This is a genomic window from Vibrio ouci (assembly GCF_004551525.1).
Classification (GTDB): Bacteria; Pseudomonadota; Gammaproteobacteria; order Enterobacterales; family Vibrionaceae; genus Vibrio; species Vibrio ouci.
Genome location: NZ_SATR01000019.1, coordinates 37,439 through 60,382, shown reverse-complemented (window position 1 = coordinate 60,382; position 22,944 = coordinate 37,439). Strand labels below are relative to the sequence as shown.

19 protein-coding genes are annotated in these 22,944 nt (G+C 44.7%); 4 read left to right on the top strand and 15 right to left on the bottom strand.

The annotated features are described in order from the left end of the window. Positions 1-26: 26 nt before the first annotated feature. Positions 27-1,145, bottom strand: a complete 1,119-nt coding sequence (gene malK / locus ELS82_RS13465) for a maltose/maltodextrin ABC transporter ATP-binding protein MalK (protein ID WP_134835924.1) — start codon at positions 1,143-1,145, stop codon at positions 27-29. Positions 1,146-1,797: 652 nt separating this feature from the next. Between malK and malE the strand changes: the two genes are divergently transcribed. The 3 genes from malE to malG all read left to right on the top strand — a co-directional run bounded on the left by malE (position 1,798) and on the right by malG (position 5,531). Beyond that, the gene (gene malE / locus ELS82_RS13460; protein ID WP_134835923.1) at positions 1,798-2,979 is read left to right on the top strand and encodes a maltose/maltodextrin ABC transporter substrate-binding protein MalE; all 1,182 of its coding nucleotides are present in this window, start codon (positions 1,798-1,800) and stop codon (positions 2,977-2,979) included. A 74-nt stretch (positions 2,980-3,053) separates the two neighbouring features. Beyond that, a complete protein-coding gene (gene malF, locus ELS82_RS13455) occupies positions 3,054-4,628 on the top strand; it encodes a maltose ABC transporter permease MalF (protein WP_134835922.1) in 1,575 nt (524 codons plus the stop codon). 12 nt (positions 4,629-4,640) lie between these two features. Next, positions 4,641-5,531 (top strand): maltose ABC transporter permease MalG, encoded by an 891-nt coding sequence (gene malG / locus ELS82_RS13450; protein ID WP_134835921.1) that lies wholly within the window; start codon positions 4,641-4,643, stop codon positions 5,529-5,531. Positions 5,532-5,860: 329 nt separating this feature from the next. Here the strand turns inward: malG and ELS82_RS13445 are convergent, their stop codons facing one another. Both ELS82_RS13445 and ELS82_RS13440 read right to left on the bottom strand, forming a co-directional pair. After that, the gene (locus tag ELS82_RS13445; protein WP_053440814.1) at positions 5,861-6,106 is read right to left on the bottom strand and encodes a hypothetical protein; all 246 of its coding nucleotides are present in this window, start codon (positions 6,104-6,106) and stop codon (positions 5,861-5,863) included. A 142-nt stretch (positions 6,107-6,248) separates the two neighbouring features. Further along, complete coding sequence (locus ELS82_RS13440) at positions 6,249-6,734, bottom strand: acyl-CoA thioesterase (protein WP_053440813.1); 486 nt, start codon at positions 6,732-6,734, stop codon at positions 6,249-6,251. Between the two features lie 297 nt (positions 6,735-7,031). On the opposite strand from ELS82_RS13440, the gene ELS82_RS13435 reads away from it, so the two are divergent. Next, positions 7,032-8,804: an amidohydrolase gene (locus tag ELS82_RS13435; protein ID WP_208733173.1), complete on the top strand. Its 1,773-nt coding sequence runs from the start codon at positions 7,032-7,034 to the stop codon at positions 8,802-8,804. Between the two features lie 59 nt (positions 8,805-8,863). On the opposite strand, the gene ELS82_RS13430 is transcribed toward ELS82_RS13435, so the two are convergent. The 12 genes from ELS82_RS13430 to ELS82_RS13375 all read right to left on the bottom strand — a co-directional run bounded on the left by ELS82_RS13430 (position 8,864) and on the right by ELS82_RS13375 (position 22,944). Continuing rightward, positions 8,864-10,030, bottom strand: coding sequence for an alpha/beta hydrolase (locus ELS82_RS13430; RefSeq protein ID WP_134835920.1), 1,167 nt, complete (start codon positions 10,028-10,030; stop codon positions 8,864-8,866). A gap of 20 nt (positions 10,031-10,050) precedes the next feature. Further along, positions 10,051-10,263 carry a hypothetical protein gene (locus tag ELS82_RS13425; RefSeq protein ID WP_134835919.1) on the bottom strand — a complete coding sequence of 71 codons (213 nt, stop codon included), beginning with the start codon at positions 10,261-10,263 and terminating at the stop codon, positions 10,051-10,053. Between the two features lie 213 nt (positions 10,264-10,476). Further along, positions 10,477-11,913, bottom strand: a complete 1,437-nt coding sequence (locus ELS82_RS13420) for a glyceraldehyde-3-phosphate dehydrogenase (protein WP_134835918.1) — start codon at positions 11,911-11,913, stop codon at positions 10,477-10,479. A 549-nt stretch (positions 11,914-12,462) separates the two neighbouring features. Continuing rightward, positions 12,463-13,887 (bottom strand): DUF4832 domain-containing protein, encoded by a 1,425-nt coding sequence (locus tag ELS82_RS13415; RefSeq protein ID WP_134835917.1) that lies wholly within the window; start codon positions 13,885-13,887, stop codon positions 12,463-12,465. A 12-nt stretch (positions 13,888-13,899) separates the two neighbouring features. Continuing rightward, positions 13,900-14,298 (bottom strand): hypothetical protein, encoded by a 399-nt coding sequence (locus ELS82_RS13410; RefSeq protein WP_134835916.1) that lies wholly within the window; start codon positions 14,296-14,298, stop codon positions 13,900-13,902. An 18-nt stretch (positions 14,299-14,316) separates the two neighbouring features. After that, a complete protein-coding gene (locus ELS82_RS13405) occupies positions 14,317-15,423 on the bottom strand; it encodes a glycosyltransferase family 4 protein (protein ID WP_208733171.1) in 1,107 nt (368 codons plus the stop codon). Next, positions 15,423-16,625 carry a glycosyltransferase family 4 protein gene (locus tag ELS82_RS13400; RefSeq protein ID WP_134835914.1) on the bottom strand — a complete coding sequence of 401 codons (1,203 nt, stop codon included), beginning with the start codon at positions 16,623-16,625 and terminating at the stop codon, positions 15,423-15,425. Before ELS82_RS13400 ends, ELS82_RS13405 begins: the two co-directional genes overlap by 1 nt. Positions 16,626-16,635: 10 nt before the next feature. After that, positions 16,636-17,622, bottom strand: a complete 987-nt coding sequence (locus tag ELS82_RS13395) for a glycosyltransferase family 2 protein (RefSeq protein WP_134835913.1) — start codon at positions 17,620-17,622, stop codon at positions 16,636-16,638. Next, positions 17,619-18,998, bottom strand: coding sequence for a capsular biosynthesis protein (locus ELS82_RS13390; protein WP_134835912.1), 1,380 nt, complete (start codon positions 18,996-18,998; stop codon positions 17,619-17,621). Before ELS82_RS13390 ends, ELS82_RS13395 begins: the two co-directional genes overlap by 4 nt. After that, on the bottom strand, positions 18,995-20,206 hold the full coding sequence (locus ELS82_RS13385; RefSeq protein WP_134835911.1) for a lipopolysaccharide biosynthesis protein: 1,212 nt from the start codon (positions 20,204-20,206) through the stop codon (positions 18,995-18,997). The genes ELS82_RS13390 and ELS82_RS13385 overlap by 4 nt, the downstream gene beginning before the upstream one ends. Then, positions 20,203-22,362, bottom strand: coding sequence for a GumC family protein (locus ELS82_RS13380; RefSeq protein ID WP_134835910.1), 2,160 nt, complete (start codon positions 22,360-22,362; stop codon positions 20,203-20,205). The genes ELS82_RS13385 and ELS82_RS13380 overlap by 4 nt, the downstream gene beginning before the upstream one ends. A 12-nt stretch (positions 22,363-22,374) precedes the next feature. Further along, positions 22,375-22,944: a polysaccharide biosynthesis/export family protein gene (locus ELS82_RS13375; protein WP_134835909.1), complete on the bottom strand. Its 570-nt coding sequence runs from the start codon at positions 22,942-22,944 to the stop codon at positions 22,375-22,377.

Here is a 22,944-nt window from a genome sequence, read left to right as displayed (position 1 = left end):
GGGCTTTTTTGTAATGGGATATCAGGTTACTCGCTATCGAGACCTGCTTCTTTAAACAGTCTACGACATGCTTTGCCGTCACTGTGGAAGAGGTGACAACGGTGAGCCGGGATGCCAACAGATAGCTTGTCACCCGCTTCAACCGCGAGCGTATCAGGTTGGCGGTAAATCATGTCTGCATCAGCGGCATCAATGTGCATGTAAACTTGAGTTTCGTTACCTAGCTTCTCAACGATGTTCACTTCACCTTCAATGGTTGCATCGCCTTCGTTCGCTGGCAGCAGGTGCTCAGGGCGAACACCAAGAGACATACGCTCACCTGCGGTAACCGTAGTACCATCCACTGGAATCCAGAAAGTCGTGCCATTGGCTAACTGAACCATTACGCGTTCTTTTTCGACAGCTTCAATGAAGACGCTCATAAAGTTCATCTTTGGCGAACCAATAAAGCCAGCCACAAAGCGGTTTTGTGGGTAGTGGTAAAGCTCAAGCGGCTTGCCCACTTGTGAAACGAAACCAGCATCTAGAACCACAATTTTATCGGCCATGGTCATCGCTTCGACCTGATCGTGGGTTACGTAGATCATGGTGCAGCCAAGTTTGCGTTGCAGCTTAGTGATCTCAGAGCGCATTTGTACACGAAGCGCTGCATCTAGGTTAGAAAGCGGCTCATCGAGTAGGAATACATTTGGTTGTGATACCAGTGTACGACCGATCGCAACACGTTGACGCTGACCACCAGACAAGGCTTTAGGCTGACGCTCTAAAAGGTGGCTTAATTGAAGAATTTCAGCGGCATGTTCGACGCGTTGATCGACCTCTTTCTTGTCAGCTTTCGCCAGTTTAAGGCCAAATGACATGTTGTCGTATAGGTTTAGGTGTGGGTATAGCGCGTACGATTGGAATACCATGCCAACCCCGCGTTTAGAAGGCTCAACATCATTCATGCGCTCATTGCCGATGTATAGCTCGCCCGAAGTAATATCTTCTAAACCTGCAATACAGCGCAATAGGGTAGACTTACCACAACCTGATGGACCGACGAAGACAACAAACTCACCTTCCTGGATATCTAAATCTACATTTTTAGAAATTAGTACGTCGCCATATGCTTTACATACATTTTTTAACGTGACACTCGCCATCTAGCTCGCCCTCGATCGATGTTATTTTACTGCCCTTCATTATATGAATTGTATTGGCGGCAATAATAGTAGGAATTTGATAAGAGATTGGATTCTACCAAACAGTAAGAAAATATGGGTGAAGAACTGTTTCAAAACCCACCAAGCCAAATTCAGGTTTGCTTTCCCCCGTGTCCATTGAGCTTCTCCCCCGAAAGAATCAGTCACCTAATTACCTACGTCGCTCAATGTCTCTGTGCAAACCCTGCGGCATTGTAACCAGTTACCTTAAAACGGGTAATACTGGAAAGGGTTCTTACCATCCACTCTTGGATAGCTGTATTTTGCTCATATAGGCGTTGCGCGACATCCTCCTAGCTAAATTATTTAAAGGGGGAGTAGTTAGGGAGGAGCAGAACGGAGGAGTAGATAGAGTAGAGAGACTCAGCTCAAAAAAAATCACGCAATCTAAGTGAAGTTAATCACATTCGGGGTCGGTTTTGTGACTCCAATCGCTAACCCGTCACGATGAGGATCACGAAAATAGTACATAATAGCTAGGGCGTAGGGAGTAGGAGGATGAGTCATTTGTCAGTTTGGCTGAAAATAAGCGATGAAATAAGGCGAAACCACCGGTTGAACCCTACAACACAAATATAAAAAGGATATGAACATGAAAAACGCCCTAAGCACAGTCGCGCTCGGAACACTTGTTGCTCTTGGCTCATTTGGTGCAAATGCTGCTATCGAAGAAGGTCAACTTACGATCTGGATTAATGGCGATAAAGGCTACAACGGACTTGCAGAAGTAGGTAAACAATTTGAAGAAGACACAGGTATTAAAGTGACAGTTGCTCACCCTGATGCGCTTCAAGACAAATTCCCACAAACAGCGGCTACGGGTGATGGTCCTGATATTGTTTTCTGGGCACACGACCGTTTCGGTGGTTACGCAGAAGCGGGTCTACTTGCTGAAGTTAACCCTTCACAAGAGCTAAAAGAAGGCATTGTTGATTTTGCTTGGGATGCAGTGAAATACAATGGTAAGACGATTGGTTACCCAATTGCGGTTGAATCTCTATCACTTATCTACAACAAAGATCTTGTTCCTAACCCACCGAAAAGCTGGGAAGAAGTTGCAGCGATGGATGCCAAGCTAAAAGCGGATGGCAAGTCTGCAATCATGTGGAACCTGAAAGAACCGTACTTCACATGGCCTCTAATGGCTGCTGACGGTGGTTATGCATTTAAATATGGCTCAGCTGGCTATGACGTAAAAGACGCTGGCATCGCAGCTGACGGCGTTAAAGACGCAATGAACTTTGTAAAAGGTTTGGTTGATAAAGGCGTAATCTCTTCAGATATGGACTACTCAGTATCTGAGTCTGCGTTTAACCAAGGTAAGACAGCGATGACGATCAACGGTCCTTGGGCATGGGGCAACATCGAGAAGTCTGGCATCAACTACGGCGTAACGACACTGCCTAAGTTTAATGGTCAATCTTCTAAGCCTTTCGTTGGCGTACTGACAGCGGGTATCAGCACAGCATCACCAAACAAAGATCTAGCGGTTGAGTTCATTGAGAACTACCTACTGACTAATGACGGCCTACGTAAAGTAAACAACGACAAGCCTCTAGGTGCGGTAGCGCTTAACTCATTCCAACGTGAGCTAGATGCGGACAAACGCATTGCAGCGACAATGGATAACGCAATGAACGGCGAAATCATGCCAAACATCCCTCAGATGAACGCTTTCTGGGGTAGCGCGAAAAATGCAATCATCAACATCGTTGATGGTCGCCAAACAGTGGATGCTGCTCTAGCTGACGCTGAAAAACAGATGACTAAATAATTTTTTCCTCACTTTTAAGGAGGGGGCAACCCCTCCTTCGTTTCTAAGTACTATCATCGTTAGCAGGTTCTTTTATGCAGTCAGTTCAAGGTACAGATGTTATGACATCTCAAACAGCGAGCTTGCCATCTAGTAAGAAAGTGTTCATTAAGTGGGGGCTGCTCGGCTCTATCGGTATTCTTAATGGTTACGCGACTATTCTAATGTATTCTCGTGGTGAGTTGGCATTTGCCCTACTTACCCTGATTTTAACCGCACTCGCATTATTCATTTTCGGTAGTAAAAAGACTTACGCCCACCGTTATATTTATCCAGGTATTGCAGGTATGATCCTGTTTATCCTGTTCCCTTTGGCGTATACCGTTGGTCTTGCCTTCACAAACTACAGTGCGAAAAACCAACTTTCTTATGAGCGCGCGCAAACCGTCTTAATGGATCGCACTTATCAAAGTGGCGACAGCTACCCGTTTACCCTTTACAAAACTGACGATGGTCACCGTTTAGCAATTAAAAAAGGCGATCAACTGTTTGCGACTCAAGCCTTTGATCTTGAATCGACCACGGCAACGGATATGGACTTGAACCAAGTAGACTCTGTTGCTGGTGATAAAGAAAAAATCAAAACCATCATCAAAAACAAAGTCGCACTGGGGGCTATTGATCTGCACTTGCCATCGGGTGAAGACATCCGTATGAGTGGCCTACGTAAATTTGCCGCAGTGGTTCCACTGTATACTTTGCAAGAAGATGGCATATCACTTCACAACAACCGTACCGGTGAACTGCTGAAGCCAAATATGGATGTGGGCTTCTATCAACCAGTTGATGACAATGGTCAGTTTACAGGGTCTACGGTTTCACCAGGTTTTATTGTCGATATCGGCACGCATAACTTTGAACGTGTGTGGAAAGATGAAGGTATCAAAGAACCGTTTGTAAGTATCTTTATTTGGACGGTGGTTTTCTCTGCTCTGACCGTGGGCTTAACGGTTGTGATTGGCTTGGTACTCGCAAGTGTCGTGCAGTGGGAAGAGCTGAAAGGTCGTGCGATCTACCGCGTACTACTGATTCTTCCTTATGCGGTTCCTGCGTTCATTTCCATTTTGATCTTTAAAGGTTTGTTCAACCAAAGCTTTGGTGAGATCAATATGGTGCTAGAGTCACTGTTTGGCATTAGCCCAGCTTGGTTCTCTGAGCCTATCCTGGCTAAAACCATGGTGCTTATCGTTAACGTTTGGCTTGGTTTCCCTTACATGATGATTCTATGTATGGGCTTACTAAAAGCGATTCCTGAAGACTTGTATGAAGCGTCAGCGATTGATGGGGCAAACTTTATAGATAATTTCCGCAAGATCACTATGCCGCTGATGATCAAACCGCTAACGCCATTATTGATTGCTGCCTTCGCATTTAACTTCAACAACTTCGTACTGATTCAGCTATTGACCCAAGGTGGTCCAAATATGATTGGGACGTCTGAGCCGGCAGGTTACACCGACCTATTGGTAAGCTACACCTACCGCATTGCGTTTGAAGGTGCTGGCGGCCAAGACTTCGGCTTGGCAAGTGCGATTGCGACACTTATCTTCCTGCTTGTTGGTGCGCTTGCGCTTATCAACCTACGTTTCACCAAGTTGTCTCAGGATTAAGGAGAGTTTCCAATGGCAATGGTACAAGGTAAATCACTTAAATACCGTGTATGGGCAACGCATATTGTGATGTGGTTGTTCCTAGCGTCAATCATCTTCCCATTATTGATGATTATCGCGATCTCATTCCGTGAGGGTAACTTCGCAACGGGCAGTATTATCCCAGACAATCCATCACTGGAGCACTGGAAGCTAGCTCTTGGCTTCTCGGTCACAAATGCGGATGGTTCGGTAACGCCACCACCGTTCCCAGTGCTTACATGGTTGTGGAACTCAGTCAAAGTGGCAGGTATCACGTCGATTTTGATTGTTGCTCTGTCGACGACTTCAGCTTATGCGTTTGCTCGTATGCGCTTCAAAGGTAAGAACACCATCCTAAAAGCGATGATGATCTTCCAGATGTTCCCTGCAGTATTGGCGTTAGTGGCACTTTATGCCCTATTTGATAAGTTGGGACAGTACATTCCATTCCTAGGTTTGAATACGCATGGCGGCTTAATTTTCTCTTACCTAGGAGGCATCGCTTTGCATGTTTGGACAATTAAAGGCTACTTTGAAACTATCGATAGTTCGTTAGAAGAAGCGGCGGCTCTGGATGGCGCAACCCCTTGGCAGGCCTTTAAATTAGTACTGTTACCCCTGTCCGTACCTATCCTAGCGGTAGTGTTCATTCTGTCATTCATCGGTGTGGTGGGTGAAGTTCCAGTGGCATCTCTACTACTTTCTGATGTAAACTCATATACATTAGCAGTAGGTATGCAGCAGTATCTATATCCTCAGAATTATCTTTGGGGTGATTTTGCAGCAGCAGCAGTTCTTTCTGCATTGCCTATTACAGTTGTATTCTTACTTGCACAGCGCTGGTTAGTCGGAGGATTGACGGCTGGTGGTGTGAAAGGCTAATAAGAACAATAAGGGCGACCTTATGGCCGCCCACATGTACTTTACTTAACACTCTTGGTTTGGCCGCCGATCAGTTAAGAAAAGTGCAGTTCTGGCGTTACGCATAGCTGGCTGTTAGCTAGATTCCTTACTATTTCACTACTAACAGTTTTTGTAACCAAAACCCGGTTTGTCCCGGGTTTTTTTATGCCTGTAGCCAGTTGTTTGAGTATAAGAAGTGAGACAAACAGCACCACTGTCTGTCTAAATTGGTGCGACACGCATACGGTTACTTATTGAAATGATGCAACCTTTTGCACTAAGTTGCGGTGCTGTGCACGTTGTCTAAGTTAAAGCTCGCGGCTAGACGGGGCGCAACCTAGGTGGCGAAGCAGAACGTAGATACTTTCTTGAGAGAGTGCGACTTTACGAAACAGATCGGCAAATACGGCGTCGCCTCCAAAGCAGGTTTGGATGTAGTGGTTGATCTCTTGATCGGCATACCCTTCGACATACATGGTTCTTACCCATTGGTACTCGACGGCTTTCAGGTTTGAGAGAGTTGATTCACTGAGGGTAGTTTCACCAAGGCTCAAGCAATATTCCTTCATTTTTATGACTTTGCCGGCGAATTTAAGCAAACGAAGATGAAAGAAAGATGACAGAGAGGTGGCTTTGCAGAATGCTGACAAAAATAGAGGGGAGGCCCCTCTATTTTGCAAGATTAATGTAGCGAAGCTATTTTAGATATTTCACATGCGCTTCCATCTCTTCGCCAATCTGTTTACGCATGTTCATTAGACGAATAGCAGAATCACGAAGCTCAATATCTTCTTGTGTTTCAGGTACCCATTCAGGGACTTCAGTAGGTTTACCATTCTCATCGACCGCAACCATAATCACAATACAGTGAGTAGTTAGGCGGTTTTTAAGCTCTTTAGGATCGCTCGCTTGAACATCAATCGCGATGTGCATTGAGCTTTTACCTGTGTAGATGACTTTGGCACTTACTTCGACCAAGTTACCCACATGGATCGGTTGCACAAATCGAATACCACCTGCATACGCGGTAATACAATATTTGCCACTCCAAGCGGCTGCATTGGCATAAGCGGCTAAATCGATCCATTTCATTACGGCGCCGCCGTGGACCTTACCGCCAAAGTTTACATCTCCGGGCTCAGCTAGAAAGCGAAGGGTTATATCTCGTTGACCATTACTCATCTGTCAATCCTTTGTTGTTATAGGTGTTATGTTTACATTTAACTAAATAACAAAGCGTTTAAGTATCTGCAACATATATTCACTCATTACTTAAATAAGCCTTTTCAGCTGGGGTCACGTTAGCCTGTTCCTAAAGTAAGTATTCTCATATTTGATACAAAGTAAGGTTGAAGAAATGTCCTACATTAATTGCATATCAATTATGGGGTAATAGTAGTTTGATTCGCCTAGCAGAGGTTATTTAAGGCGCTTTATTGGAGCAAGGCAGTTTAATGCCTGAAGACGAAGAGAGAACAAATGAAACAGTTTAAGATGAAAAAGACGTTAGTAGCGGCATCGATGATTGGCATATCGACATTACTTGCGGCGTGTGGCCAAGCTGAAAAAGTCGACCCGACTACCCAAGCTGAGCCAGCGGCAGGGACGCTTTATGTCAGTTCGACAATGATTACTATGAATGACGAACAGCCAAGAGCTGAAGCAGTGTTCGCCGATGAAAACGGTACCATTGAGTTTGTCGGCAATAAAGATAAGGCTAAGCAGTTATACCCTAATGTAGAGGTGGTCGATCTTGGTGATCGCGTTGTTATGCCGGGCTTTATTGAGCAGCATCTGCACCCGTTTTTAGGGGCGTTGACACTAAGCATGCCAGTAATTGCACCAGAAGAGTGGCAACTACCTAGTCGCACTTGGCCAGCCGTAACGGGTCATGAAGCGTACTTGAGCGCATTAAAAGCGGTTGAAGCAGAGATGCCTAATGACAATGAGGTGCTTTGGACGTGGGGCTACAATAACTTTTTCCACGGTGAGTTAAACCGAGCGATCTTAGATACCATCTCAGAGACGCGTCCAATCGCGGTTTGGCATCGCTCTGCGCACGAATTTTACGTCAACAGTGCGTTTGTAGATAAATACGGGCTGAATCAAGCGGATATCGATAAACAAGGCGAAGAAGTTAAAGCTCAATCGGATCTGGCTGGGGGTCACTTCTGGGAAGGTGGCGCACTGATTTATCTCTTACCTCGTATTTATACTGACTTGGGTAATAAGGAACGTTTTGAGTTTGGTTTGAATCAGATGGTTGAGATGCTACATCAGAAAGGTGTAACGGCTTACAATGAGCCGGGCGCATTTATCCCACCTGAAATGATCGATACTTATTTGCGAATTTTGGGCGCTGATTCGACACCGATGTACTCGTTCTTTACTCCGGAAAGTAAAACTCCGTTCTTGATGAAAGGTAAAGAGGGCGTGGTTAAAGCGGTTGAAGAAGTGACTAAGACACTGCCTGAAGAGGGTAAGGTGCGTTACTTTGATAAGCAAATAAAAATCCTATTTGATGGCGCAATCATCTCTCAGTTGATGAAAATGAAAGATGGCTACCTAGATGGTCACCATGGCGAATGGATTCAAACTCCAGAAGACGTCGAAGCGATCACTAAGGCATTCTGGGAAAAAGATTACCAAATACTAGTGCATGTAAATGGTGATAAAGGCGTTGAAGAGCTGATTGAGATTATGAAGCGTCGCCAAGCTGAGTATCCAAGAGAAGATCATCGCTTTACTATTGTTCACTTTGCTAACTCGACTGATGAGCAAGTCAAACAGTTGAAAGAGCTGGGCGCAATCATCAGTGTGAATCCATACTACGTTACCGGATTTGGTCAGCGTTTCGGCGAAGTAGGTCTTGGTGAAGAGCGAGCGCATGCTATGGTTCGCTTAGCAACGATTGAGAAAGAAGGTATCCCAGTATCACTACACTCAGATATGCCAATGGCACCATCTGATCCGCTACTTCTTGCTTGGAGCGCGGTGACTCGCCAAACCAACGAAGGCAAAGTTCTACGACCTGACTTAGCTTTATCTCTTGACGCTGCGTTACGCGGTATTACGATTGAAGCAGCTTACTCATGGGGTATGGAAGATACGCTAGGCAGTATTGAGGTAGGTAAAAAAGCCAACTTTACCATCCTTGAGCAAGACCCGTATAAAGTGGATATCAATAAACTTAAAGACATTCCGATTTACGCGACGGTGTTTGAAAGTAAGCTTTTCCCAATCGATAAATAAAACAAAAACGCCCAGCAATGCTGGGCGTTTTACTATTTGGAGTCTATAAGAGATTTGGGTTAAGAGTTCGGTTTCATGACTTTATCCATCAATGCCATGCTTTGTTGAAAGTAGGGGTTGTAGGTCAATCGAGCATGAACTTTATTGGGCTCGATGTAGCCCCAAGCTGAGAACCAAAGATCGTCTCGATTGGTGCACTGAGCCTCTGCTGCTTGGCCGTTACTGCAAATCAAGTTTGTACCATGAACACCATAGTTTGGGTTGTTTGGCGAGAACAGCAATCCCATATGCGAACCGTTAGAGATGCGTTGCTCTGGCAGTTTCATGGTGAATTGAGTTGAGCGCGCATCACTTAACTTATGTTCGCCCTGCCAGACCAGATGGCTATTTGGGTTCATCATAGTATGAGAGAAGGTATCAATCGCATATTGTGTGCTGATGACTTTGTCACCTTCGCTCAATAACATAAACACCGGTTTGTCATACTTAGCATGCTCAAGTTGCTGTTGGACCACTTCCGACGTCTGGTAATAGACGGCGGCAGCACTCATTGGTAATGAGTTATAGCGTAGCGGGTTATCTTCAGGATCTTGATCTGCCCAAGTGACAAAGTGGCTCGCTAAGCCAGCGAATTGAACGGCACTTGAATTTGGTTGCAGTGCTGGAGAGAACAGCAGTAGACCATTGATCGAATCATCGTCCAGAGCTTCTGAAGTTACAAGGTTTGCTCCGGTCGAATAACCGCCTAGCCACACCGAATCAGTATCTTTTTTCAGTAGCTCAATATGGTGATGTACTACGTTTTGCCAGTCTTCAAGCGTTGGAAGTTGGAGATCGCCGACTTTACTTGCGTGACCGGGTAGCAATATCGTTCTGACTAAATACCCCTGCTCAGATAAATGAGTGGCAATGTCGGTGAACGAATAGGGTGAGTCCCCCAATCCATGCACGAGCAACACGCCCTGACCATTAGGCTTTGCTGGTCGATACTCTTTCGGAGCGACAAGCTCTAACTCAGCGGCCTTATTATTGGTGATAAATAGTCGGTTTTGCGCGAGCCATTGCTTAGTGTCATTGATGTATTGGGCAAAACTACTTTGAGAGTGATTTGGCAGTTGTTGCGCTTTTTCGAACGCTGGATCTTGTGTTTTTGCTGTACAGCCAACAACTATCAAAGCGGTGGCTGCGGCAGCGAGATAAAAAGCAAAAGCGGTGTTCTTACGCATTATATAGTCGATTTTTCTTCTTATTTTGATACGTCTTCATATTCACCCTCAAGCACAGAAGCTTTAGATGACTGCTGAGCTGAAAAAGGTGAACGATTCATCTTTAGAGATTTCTCAATCTTTTTACCTGTGATGAGTGCTGCGATGGTCAATGGAATCGCAAGTATCAAGGTAAATACCAAGGTAAACATACCAATGAAAAGGGCGAAAATACCTGAAATTACTCTATTCATAATCAATACCTCTTAGTTATGTAGTTAGAATACCCGCTAGTAAATGAATCGAACATGAACGAGATATCAAAGCGAGGGAAATTGTTTATTGATGACGGATACGCGATCAAAAAAGCCACTTTCAGCGAGTGAAAGTGGCAAACAAAGGGGGATTATAATAAGTATAGGTGTTGTGGAGCTTTGCTCCCGACCGAAGTCAGGAGCGATATTCGGTTATTTAGTTGGGTACGTTTTGAAGCGAACGCCCATCATCTGTTCCATACAATGTACCACTTGGCAGCTGTAACCAAATTCATTGTCATACCAGATGTAAAGAACACAGCGATTGTCTTGAGCGATAGTTGCAGCGCCATCAACAACACCAGCGAAGCGAGAGCCTACTAGGTCAGTAGAAACAATCTCAGTCGATTCTGTGTAGTCAATTTGTGCAGACAGCTCTGACGTTAGCGCCATTTCGCGTAGGTAAGCATTTAGTTCGTCTTTATCGGTACCGTTTTCTAAGTTCAAGTTAGCGATTGCCATTGAAACGTTAGGAGTTGGAACTCGAATCGCGTTACCTGTTAGCTTTCCAGCCAGTTCAGGAAGCGCTTTCGCTACTGCTTTAGCTGCACCTGTTTCAGTCAGAACCATGTTCAACGATGCACTACGGCCACGACGCTCGCCTGAATGGAAGTTATCAATCAGGTTTTGGTCGTTAGTGAAAGAGTGAACGGTTTCGATATGACCAGAGATAACACCGAACTTATCGTTAACCGCTTTCAGTACAGGAGTGATGGCATTGGTCGTACAGCTTGCTGCTGACACGATGCGATCTTCTGCTTCAATAACGTTGTCATTCACGCCAAATACCACGTTCTTAATGTCACCTTTACCAGGTGCAGTCAGTAGAACTTTCTCTGCGCCTTTACATTCAAGGTGCTGAGCAAGGCCGTCAGCATCACGCCAAACGCCAGTGTTATCGACAACCAGAGCGTTGTTGATACCAAAGCTTGTGTAATCCACTTCTTCTGGCTTGTTCGCGTAGATGAACTGGATGTAGTTACCGTTCGCAATGATTGCTTTGCGCTCTTCATCGACAATGATGCTGCCGTTGAATTGGCCATGCACAGAGTCACGGCGTAGTAGGCTTGCGCGTTTTTCTAAGTCACCTTTTTTGCCGCCGCGTACAACAACCGCACGTAAGCGTAGTGGGTAACCTGGGCCTGATTTCTCAACTAATAGGCGCGTGAGTAGACGACCGATACGACCGAAGCCGTAAAGGACAACATCGCGTGGTTCAGAGACGGTTTCACCGTTCATCGCACCCATTAGAGAAGTGTGTAAAAAGTCTTTCACACCGTGGTCGTCATCGCGACCTTGCCAGAACTGGTGAGCTAATTGACCGATGTCGATACGACATGGAGAAAGTTCCATTTCAGCCAGAGCTTTAATTAGAGGAAGAGTTTGTTCTGGAGTAAGTGCAGTGCCAGTGTAACGGCGAGCTAAACGGTGAGTTTTGATGATATCGATAGTTGCTGCGTTGACCAGCGTTTTACCAAAAAGTAATACTTCGACGCCTTTATGACGGTACAGTTGACCAAGAAGTGGAGAGATAGTTTCCGCAATCGTTTGGCTCGTTTGCCAATCTAAGAGGTGTTTCTCTGGGCTCATTGTATTCGGGGACCTTTCACGTTTTTGAGGGCTGACTCTACTTTACTTTACTTGTAGGGAGTGAGTAGAGGTTGTATTAATTTTGTAATTTTTATGCGGCAGGATTGTAAGGGCTAATATCTTATTCTGCTAGTAAAATTAATAAGGGCTAAATTTGCTGTGAAAGGGAGGCTTTCTGGCGTAATAAACTGGTTTTTGTTGGGCGAGGATCGTATTGACTTTAAGAAATCATCAAGCTTAATTCGCGAAAGAAAATACTTGAAGCACGTTATTTGTGTAAGCTCATTGGTTAGGTTTCATTGTCAAGGTGACAAAGATCGATTTAGCTACCAAAAAAGTGAACATAAAGGCTGTGGTATGAGGCTAGAGGTTAGGATTAGGCAATGTCCCGCCTTTATTTTAAGAAATGAATCGATTTTTGATCACGTTTTGAGGATCTTCTTTTGGTTATAGAGAGGAATGAGGTGCTGTGTGGAGTGATTCCCCTATACCTATTCAGATAAAATTGCGTAATAAGATATAGGGGAGAGCGCTTAATTCGCGGTTTGATTAGTTTGCACTGCGGACTTCAATCTCAGACAGTCGGTACCAACCGTCTTGTTGTTGTCCTTCATTCGCAAGTGTTAGACCTTCTTCGCCACAATCATTAAGCAAGGTAATTTCAATAGAATAAGTGCCTGCTTGAAGCTCGCTTGGAAGAAGTTTGCTGATCTTAGAAACATGTGTACCTGGTAGCCACTTTTCCGTATTTTGTGAGTCTTTGCCAAGCGGGATGACTACGCCTTTGCTAGAGACAAGTCGATAGTGTACAAAGTATGGTTGATAAGTTGGCGAGACGCCCTCATTAATAAATTCGCTTTCAATCACCAAGGTTTCATTTTGATTGATTGAGTATGGGTGCTGAATCTTATTCACTCGAAAGCGGAAGCCAAGTTTTTTCATCGCATTATCAACGATGTCACGGTACTCAGCAGGAACCTCCAATGACTTTAAGTTAATGCTACTAGCGTGGTTCTCGAGTGCCCAGTCAAAGGTTGCTTTGACTTCTTCACGTGTATATTTTTGATCGTTTAACCACCCTTGCATATTGCCGCATATTTCAAAGCTTACGGGCGCGTGTTTCCAAGCGTTGTCGAAGTTTGTCGCTGTTCGTTCAGCTTGACCGATTCTATATGGGTAGTCATCATCCATATGACTCCACGTGTTTGAAAAATGATGCCAATCACCGAGACAATCTGCTCGCCAGCCAGCCCCTTTTCCTACCGCGTAAGCCAAGGGTTCACCAGCATTGATAAGCATGATCTTTTGGGTTTTAGGGAAGGCTTGGAAATGCAAGTCGACGATGTAATTTAATTGCTCATCAGAGTAGCGCTCATTGAGCGGAGGTAGCTCTGAGAAGTTGCTGTTGTGCCACTCACCCCACGAACCAGCCATACCGATGTCAACGTGGGCGAGATGCTTGTTGCTGTCATAACGCTGCCCCAGTGCATTTAGGAGCGTCTTTACATAATGGAGATAGGTTGGGTCGTCGAGATCAGGGACGAATGTTTTGCCATTTGAAACCCATTTACCTTTTATGCCTTTATCAACCAGCCAATTAGGAATTTTAGTGCCAGAATAAGGCTCATCCATAGTCATGAAACGTAAGGCGATGTGGCGAGGTTCTGGTAGGGATTGGTTCATCTTAAATAGCGAATCAATCATCTCGAAATTGAACTGACCTTCTTGCGGTTCTATCTCATTCCAATAGAAGCGATAGTAGTCAATGCCGGTCTCTGGGTATTGCTCTGAAGTGAGTTGGCTGCCCCAGCCATTATGGAAGGCTTCAATCCCGACACCGGGGTTAACGATAATAGAGTCAATTTCTTTGGGGTATTGGACATTAAGGTCTTGATTTGCCATTGCAAACGGAGCAATGGATACTCCGCTAACAAGGCAAGTCAGCACGAGTGTGCTGAGGCGCTTTTTCTTCATAAATTTCTTTACCTACAAACTTTTAAACCAGTCCCATATGCCGAAGGAGAAATCTTGGAATATGTCGATTCCGACGGCGGACTTTAATAAATAGAGTGCAAGAACAGAAAGCGAAGCCATGGACAATATGAGTAGCACTACCATAACAAGCACCAAGTACTCTGAGAGAGAGAACTTGTCTCTAGGTAGGCGACGTCGGTCTTTACCAGCAAGGAACACAAAGAAGTAACGTTTACCAAAAAACGGAAAGCTCTTACGAATATCAACAGGCTGCCTGTTGACAAGGCTGACCGTATTTAACGCTTGCTCAATCGCTTCTTTCTGCTCTTGAGTAAGGTTATCTTGGGTATCTTTATCGAGCAACGTATAAAACTGCTGTACTGCTCTACTTTGTTTTTCCTGCTTAGACATCTTTACTGAGGACTTCTATTATTTGGTACGAAGTATTCGATTATAGGTGTCGACGGTTTGCGACGCAATTTTATGCCAATCGTACTTCGCTAAATATTCGCTGTAATCTTGCGAATCCAGTCTACAACGCTTATTGATAGCTTTAGTAATAGCGGCAACACTTTTGACCGGGAAATAACAGTTGTCATTCAGTTGCACCTCCTTGTTTGGAGCAATGTCACTAACTACGACAGGCAGGCTGTAGGAAAGGGCCTCAAGTAGCGCAATGGGTAATCCTTCATGGTAAGAAGGCATAACAAATAAACTGGTTTGAGAGAATAAAATCTGCAGCTCATCCCCTTTAACAAAACCGGTCAAAATGACGTTTGGCGTCTCTTTAGCAAGCTTTTTCAACTTTGCGCTGTATGGCGTTTCGTGGTCGGTATCGCCAACCAAAACTAGTGGCATCTCTACATCACTCGCTTTGTATGCTTCAATCAGATCGTGAAAGCCTTTCTCCTCAACAAAGCGGCCGACACCGACGATGTAGTTACCTGCGGTTAACCCATGTTGAGATAAAGTTTGAGTGATAGTGGAGTCATCATATTTATTGGCAGGCAGCACGCCGTTGTAGATAAGGTTAGCATCGTAACGCTGATACTTTTCCTTAATCAAATCGTTGATCACTTCAGAGATAACAATTACTTCATTAGACCAGCGAACCGCGAAACGCTCACCTAGCTTGAGGATTGTTTTAGCGAGCTTGCCCCATTTTTCACGCTCATAGTCTGGCCCATGATGAGTAAAGACCACTTTTTTACCCAGTAGGCGCAGCAGTGGCGCGACCAAACCAGGGCCAATCGCGTGGACATGGACAATGTCAGAGCCATCAAATAGAGTCGAAAAAGAAGCTAGGGTAGAATGGATGATTGCTTCAAGTGATTTCTTTTTTGGTGCCCAAATAGAGCGTGTAGCCACACCTTTGTACTCAGACTTCTTGTAATCAACATATGGCGAGCGAGCAGTGACACAAACATCAACACCCTGTTCAACAATCAATGGGTATAAGTGCTGACAATGAGTCTCTACGCCACCTAATACGTCTGGGATACCTCGTGTGCCAATAACGGTTACTTTCATGTTCATTACCCCAGTAATTCTTTATAAAGTGAAATCAGTTTTTGGTGGTGAGACGTTAAAGAGTAGGTGTCAACTAAGCGCTTACGAGCAAATTTACCTAGCGCCTCTCTTTCGGTGCTTGATTGAGACATCTCATCCATCACTTGCGCCAATGACTCTGAGTTGCCTGCTTCAAACAACCGCCCTTCAACATTGTCTCGAACCTGCTCTGGAATACCGCCGATATTAGCGCCAATGATCGGTTTGCCATAAGCCATCGCTTCTAGCACCGACATTGAGCAGTTTTCATAGCACTCAGAAGGCACAATAATGGCGCTAGCCTCACGAATTAATTTGTGTAGTGCTTCACCGCTTTGAAAACCTAGTAGTTCTACATTCGGGTAATTTTCAGTGAGCTCTTCAGTCAGAGGGCCGACACCGGCGACTTTTAAAGGCATTGATTGCGAACAAAGCTGGTGGGCCTTTGCCATTGTTTCAACACCTTTTTCTTTGCTCAGTCGACCCAGGTATAAGAAGTACCCTTCATCGTTGATGTTTGTCATATCGACGTTTTCATCGATGCCGTTAACAATGACTTCAATTCGGTTATTAGGCAGTTTCTGCTTGATGATATTGGCTAAAAACTGGCTCGGGGAAACAATCACGTCGAGTGCTTGATAGTTTTTCGCCAGTGATTGATAAATCGCTTCCGCCGTCAGTAGCCCACTTTTGAATAGTGAACCGTCATAACAGCGGTTTTTAAATGCATTGAAAACGCTACCCTGCAAGCAGTCTTCACACGTATGGCCATCACGGTACATGGTGTAGCTAGGGCAGGCGATTTTTGTATCGTGCGCGGTTAATACGGTTTTACACCCGGCCGCTTTAGCCACCTTGATGATAGAAGGTGTTAACTGGTGATAGATATTGTGGAAATGAACAATATCTGGTTTTTCTTGTGAGATAAGAGCCGCAAGCTTTTTACACGCCTCATTATTATGAATAAAGCGAAACGCGGTCTTCAATGCATCAAGTGCGCTGGGTTTTGAGTGATAGTCAATGTTGTCGACAAAGAACGCTTCGTATTGGGATACGAAGTTTTTCTCGTGCGCCATAGAGAAATCAATAACGCTGATACCAATGTCTTGCAGCATTTCTCGTTCTTGGAAAAAGACAGTCTCAGCACCGCCTTTGAGAAAGAAGAATTTATTAACAACCAGTACTTTCATGTGATGAATCTCACTCAATTAGACGATTTTTAGGAGGTACCGTTGGGTTCTTGGTCGGCGAGAAAAGCCCACGAACTAGGCCAGCAGCAAAAACAGATAGGTTAATGACACTTAAGCAGGCATCTTTCACAGAACGGTTCTTGATTGCTTTAAGGGTAAAGAATGCACCTAATGGAGCAAGACTCAGTAGAAAAACAATCGCGGGTGCAAAAAGACCCATAGAGATAACGCCGAGTAAGTAGCATGCAAAGATCAGTTCGTTTCGCACTGTCGCCAACGCATCTTTGAAATGAGCTTTACCAAATGCACTTTTTAATAACTCCCCAGGAGCGAATAAGTATCTGCTTTTCCAGCGATATTTAAGTAATTGCAACGTTGGCATATCGTAAGAAGTGTGTAAAAAGAATGGCGTATCAAGACGATGTAGCATATAGCCTGCATGTTTTAGTCGCATACCTAACTCTGCTTCTTCATAGGCGTGAAGCGTACGGTGCGTTAAATAGCCGATTTCATCGATGGCACTTTTTCGATACATGCCACCACCGCCAAGGTGACTGCAATCACCAAGCGGGTAAATTTTGTGTAGACGCTGTTTGCGTGATTTAAATTCGTAGCTCGACGCCTCATCCATTTCAACCGTACCTGCGACTCCAGCATAGTTAGGGTTGGACTCTAGGAATGCTACCGCTTTATCGATAAAACCGTCGCCTAAGGTCATATCGCCGTCCATCAGTAGCAGGTAATCACCTTCACTATGTAAGTAACCTAGCTGGTGCCCAACGCCACAGCAACGGTCTTGCTCTTCAATCAATGAAACCACTTTTGCGCCATTGTCTAAGGCGATCTGCTGAGTGTTATCCGTTGATAAACTGTCAGCGACAATCACACTGTGTACATAGCCAGATAGTTGCTTCTTAATACTTTGAATTGTGGCGGCAATACCCGCTTGCTCATTAAATGTCTTAATGATGACGGTGATGCTCGGTAGGGTATTCATACTTTTGCCTCTTCCATATTTAACACTGATTTTCGAAGAACTAAGCTTGCGCCTAAAGATAGATAAAATTGGAACTGCAACATGGGTACTAACATCAAAATCTGGCTGTATGGAAGACTGAGTAGCCCAGCGACAGAAAACGCGATAAACGCGGGTTGCCAAGAAAGTAGTTGAACATCCTGAGGCGATAATTGTTCGAGTGATAAGCGTTCTTTCGGCATGGCGATTTTCAAAACATACAAGATCACCACTAAGAACAGCACTGAGCCGATAATACCCATCTCCCACAGCATCATACTTAGGGAGGTTGAGTCAATTAAGACATTGAACACCGTATTTAAGAAACCAGGGGCAACGGAACTGCCATGGTTGGTTGCATTGAGTCCGTAGCCAAATAGCACACTCGGCCAGCCATACAGATCGCTGTTTTCTAGCCAGAAGAAAATGGTCGTCATACGTCCTAGCTCGCCGGTCGGTAGGATGTAATGCGCATCAAAAATATAGTCGAGCGAGTCAAAAAAAACCTTAAACGCGCTTTGGTTTGGATCCGAATCGAAAGCCGAGGCATATGAAGCGGCCAGGACAAGAATCGCGAGGAAAATCAGCAGCGCCATTGACCCCAGTATCAGCAGTACTTTCTTAATATCGTTTTGCCTTACGCCATGAATATAACTAGGAGAAAGCCAAACAAAGATCATTAGGATGGGTGAAATGAGAATAACGAACTTGATTTCACCAAGGACACACAAAATGAAGGCGGCACAAATATGTAGCCCAGCATTCAGCTTACCAATCACGCCGTGGCGAAACTCAGAGAGCTTTAACAGCATGATCAGTAAACAAAATAGCCCGAGAGCCGCACTGTTGCCCCCGCCCATCGGGTTACCACCAAAGGTGCCGACAACCGAATCCCATTTTTCGAATTCACCATGAGCGGCGACGCGTTTTGGTACCACTATCAGGATTTGGTAAAGAATCACGGGTAGCTGTGCGTAGAAGACCCAGTATAAGACCTTAACTGTTCTATAGAGCTGGGACTCTCGAATAAACCCAAGCAGTAAGCAAAAGAACACCAGAGAGAGTGCGAGCTCATTTTTGAAGCCGACAATGACAACCTTTGCGCCACTTTGCAGAAAAGTGGAGGCGAGCACTAAAGCGCACATACCGATATAAAGCACCGCAATGCACACTTCGTGGACATCATACTCAGGTGATTCATAGTTGTTTTGCAAAAACAGCAGCATGACCATCGCCATGGCGGCTAGGAATGGAAGCCATAAGATTGCTCCTATCCCTAATAAATATTGTACTAAGCCACAAATCGCTAGGGTGAGAACAACATAAGCTTGTAAGTATAAGCCGTTGTTGATTCTCATACCGCTTCCAACCTTTGACTCACTTCGTTAGCACGTGAGTTGACCCTGATGAAGATAAACGCATATCGAAGCGCAGATAAAAGAGCAAACGCGATAACCGAGTAAGCGTAATCTGGAGATATATATGGCATTAGAGCGAAGGCGATAAGTACAACAGCTAACTGTTCAATTTGAATTCGCAAAAAATACTTCGGTGAGCCGTAGACCAATTCAATCACGGTAAGCGGACAAATCGCTAACGCTGTAAACAAGTAGGGCAGTAGGTAACGTGAAGTCGGTATTGATGCAATCCACTCGTCGTTAAACCCAAGATTCATGACAATTGGATAGAAGATGAATACGCCAGCTGTCGCGATGATGCCAAGTGACATCAGTAATTTGCGTACTTTTACGAACTCCGCGTAGTTAAAACGATTGTTGCGAAAATCGATCGACCAGTTTGAGAAGATGGAGTTACGAACCGCGTTGCCGACAATGATGACAGGAGATAAGCAAAAGCGGCTGACAACGGCAAAGTAACCAGCAACAACCGGGGTAAACCAAATATTGATCAGGATAACGGGTAGGTTGCCGTTGAGCATGGCGAGAATCTCTGCGCTGCCCACTTTAGTAATGTGCTGACTGTTGCTTTTGAAAAAGCGAATATTTGATGACAGTGATAGCTGGCTCCATTTCAACGATTTAGCTGGAACAGAGTAGACGATGAACATTGAAACATAAGCGAGTAGTGCACCTCCCCATGCCCAGTAGAAGGTGTTCATATCATGCATGGTGTAGATCAGCGCAAGTACCAGCCCGGATATGGTTGTGCGTTGTAGCGCTAACACCTTCATTTTCGAGTCACGTAGTAACAAGTTCTCTGAAATTAAGATCCAAGAGTGGCCAAGTATCAGTAAGAAAAGCTGCTCATAACTGCGTTCGAAGAAAAAGCCTGTCGCTAAGGCGACGAACACTGAGAGAAACAAGCTAAACAGTAAGCAAAAGACAATGTTCTGGCCTAATGCCTCGTCAGCCTGTTTCGGGATAAGTAACTGGGAGGCAAAGGTACACACCTGGGCACCTATAAGAGCGATGCTGTACGTCATCGCATAGTAGCCAACATCGGCCATGCCATAGCTGGTGGATATCAACCATATCGAAATTGCCCCAATCACTTGAGACAGCATCGAAGAGCTAGCTATGGTTGAGATCTTTTTGAGCAAACTCATAGCAGCTCCTCACTTTCGAATAGCTCGGTGCTGTTATGGGCTGCAAAGCGCTTGGCTTCTTCACTGGTTAACATGTCTTCTTTGGTCATGTTAAGCACGCCATAAACGTCGCCATCAATCAGTGCAGTGACTTTGTTCAGCTGTGGCACGATTTCAGGAGACGTATAGTTATCAGCTTTAACCGTCACTATGATCGCATCCAAAGCTGAAACTAACATTTGGGTATCTTTGTTTTCGCTAAGCTGCGGTAAGTTAACCACCACTTTGTCGAACTCAGTACACAAACCTTGATACGCTTCTAAGCAGTGACTGTTGGCAAAGAAACTCAGCGGGGACTCAGTGAGCTCACCCAACGGCATAAAGGTCAGGTTATTGGCAATGCTTACTGTAACCTCGCTCAGCGCGCGATTTTGGCTGACAAATTCACTAAAACCAGAGGTCTTGTCATCTTGTTGATGCTCATTAGGCAGCGCGTTCATCACATTGCGAGTCATGCTGTTTTTGCTGCGATAGTCTAAGTCGATCAATAACGTTCGATGATTATTATTTAGAGCTGACGCTAATATGTAGCTAATCGCTGACGCGCCTTCATGAGGAAACGCGGCAACGACACCGATTGATTTACTATCAGGTACCTTTAACGACAATGCGGTAGACAGACCATGGGCGATTTCGTTTGAGTACGGGTTTTGCGTAATACGTCGGCACAGCTCTAGTGTTGTGATCTGTTCTTTTTTACCCGCGAAGTTAGGTAAGTCGATGAGAGGTGTTAAACCTAAACGAGTTTGTAATTGTTCTAAATGGGTAATCGTTCGTTTCAGTGCCGCTTGGACGATAATTAATAGCACGCCAATTATGAATGTCATCATCGCGATCATGACGATCATCAAGCGTTTATTTGGTTTAGCAGGGCGATCACTCACCGTAGCTGGATCGTAAATTAGAGCATCAGGTTCACGATATTCGGCGTTAACGGATTGCTCAGCACTACGTTGGTATAGCTGTTTGTAAAGCTCTTCGGTTTTGTTGAGATCAGTCATTAAGCTATCGTAGTGATCTCTTTTATCGATCAATTTCGCGTAGCTAGCTTTATCTTGATCAAGTAGCTTTTTGTAGTGGTTTTCTTTAATTAGTTCAGCTTGATACTTCTTATGTAAGCCGACTTTTAGTTCTTCTAATAACTTATGCGTCTGTTTGTTTATCGCCTCTAGCTGAGCGTTAGCTTCCAAAATCTTTCTATGTTTTGGGCCATAAACTCTTTGTAAGTCAGCTAAGTTTCTTGTGGCTTGAATCAGAGCGATACGTAAGTCTTGCAATTGAGGGTGTGAAGACACTTCAGGCACCGCTGAAAGATCTTCAATGTTGCCTTGCATGTATTTAGCGACGAGTTCGTAAGTTGCTTGAGCTGCAAGACGGCGTTCTTTTGCATCAGCGTATTTGTTGGTGAGAATGCCTAGCTGCTCCGTCTCGATACCATCGATGCCTCGGAACATGATAAGGCCTTCCTTATCGAGAAAACGTTCTATCTCGCGTTTCTTCTCGGCAACTTGATCTTTCAATGTCGCCATTTGTTGCTCGTTCCACTCTTGAGCTTGACGAGTTTTGGCAATTTTTTGTTCAACGGTATAGGTAATGAAGGCCTGAGCAACACCGTTGGCAATTTCTGAAGCGCGGTAAGCGTCAGGTGATTCATAAGAAACGTACACCAACTGAGTTTGACGCACAGCCGTGAATTTCAGATTCTTTGATAAGGTTTTCAATGCATTGGCGATACGAGTTTCTTCAGGAAGATCCCACATCCCTTCATTACCTAGAACCGCATCGTTAAAGGATTCGTCTTGCTCAAGCTTCATACTCAGCACGGCGCTTTTTAGCACCACACGTGACTGCATAAGGTTGAGCTGAGTTTCGTAATAAGGACCGCGAGTTGAGTCGTAACCGTCTACCTGGTCGAGAGGTGACGCGTTGTCTGACTGAGCCTTGATAAGTACCGTCGCGGTTGAAACATACTTAGGCGTCATTGTTTGAATCAATGGGATACTTAAGCCGGTAATAATGGCGGTAACCACTACCAGCTTTAAAGCGTACTTCTTCATCGCTTTGATCAAAGGGTCAAAGTTAACTTGGCTTTCTAGCGATTTGCCACGTTCTATCATTACTGCTCTCTTTTAGAAAAAACTTTGTTCAACAATGACGACATCGCCGGGGTATACGGCATCAGTCAAATTGACATTTTCCTGTAGCTCGGTAGAGCCAGATGGGCGAATGTTTATATCATCGCGATCAGCGCGGTCGGTGAACCCGCCGGCAAGGGCAATCGCTTTCTCTACAGTAAGCTGAGGTTCATATTCATAACCATCAGGGTCTTCAACTTCACCAGTGATAAAGAACTTACGAAAGCTATTCATTTGTACAGTGACCATAGGGTCGAGCATATAGTCTGCTTTCAATCGAGCTTCCATATCCAACTCAATTTCTTCAGTTGTGCGACCAGTTAACTGTACATAGCCGATATAAGGAAAGTTTACGCCACCGCGTTTATCGATGGTAAATTTCATGGTCAGCTCTTCGTCACCATAGACCTCAATATTCACTCTATCGCCTGGGCCAAGCAAGTATTCACGTTGCTGCGATACGCGGGTGTCGGCATTTTCTTCGGTCGCTGAAGAATTAGCCAAAGCGGTTTGGTTGACTAAAATAAGTAGTGCCCCAACGAGGTGTAAGATAAATTTTTTCAT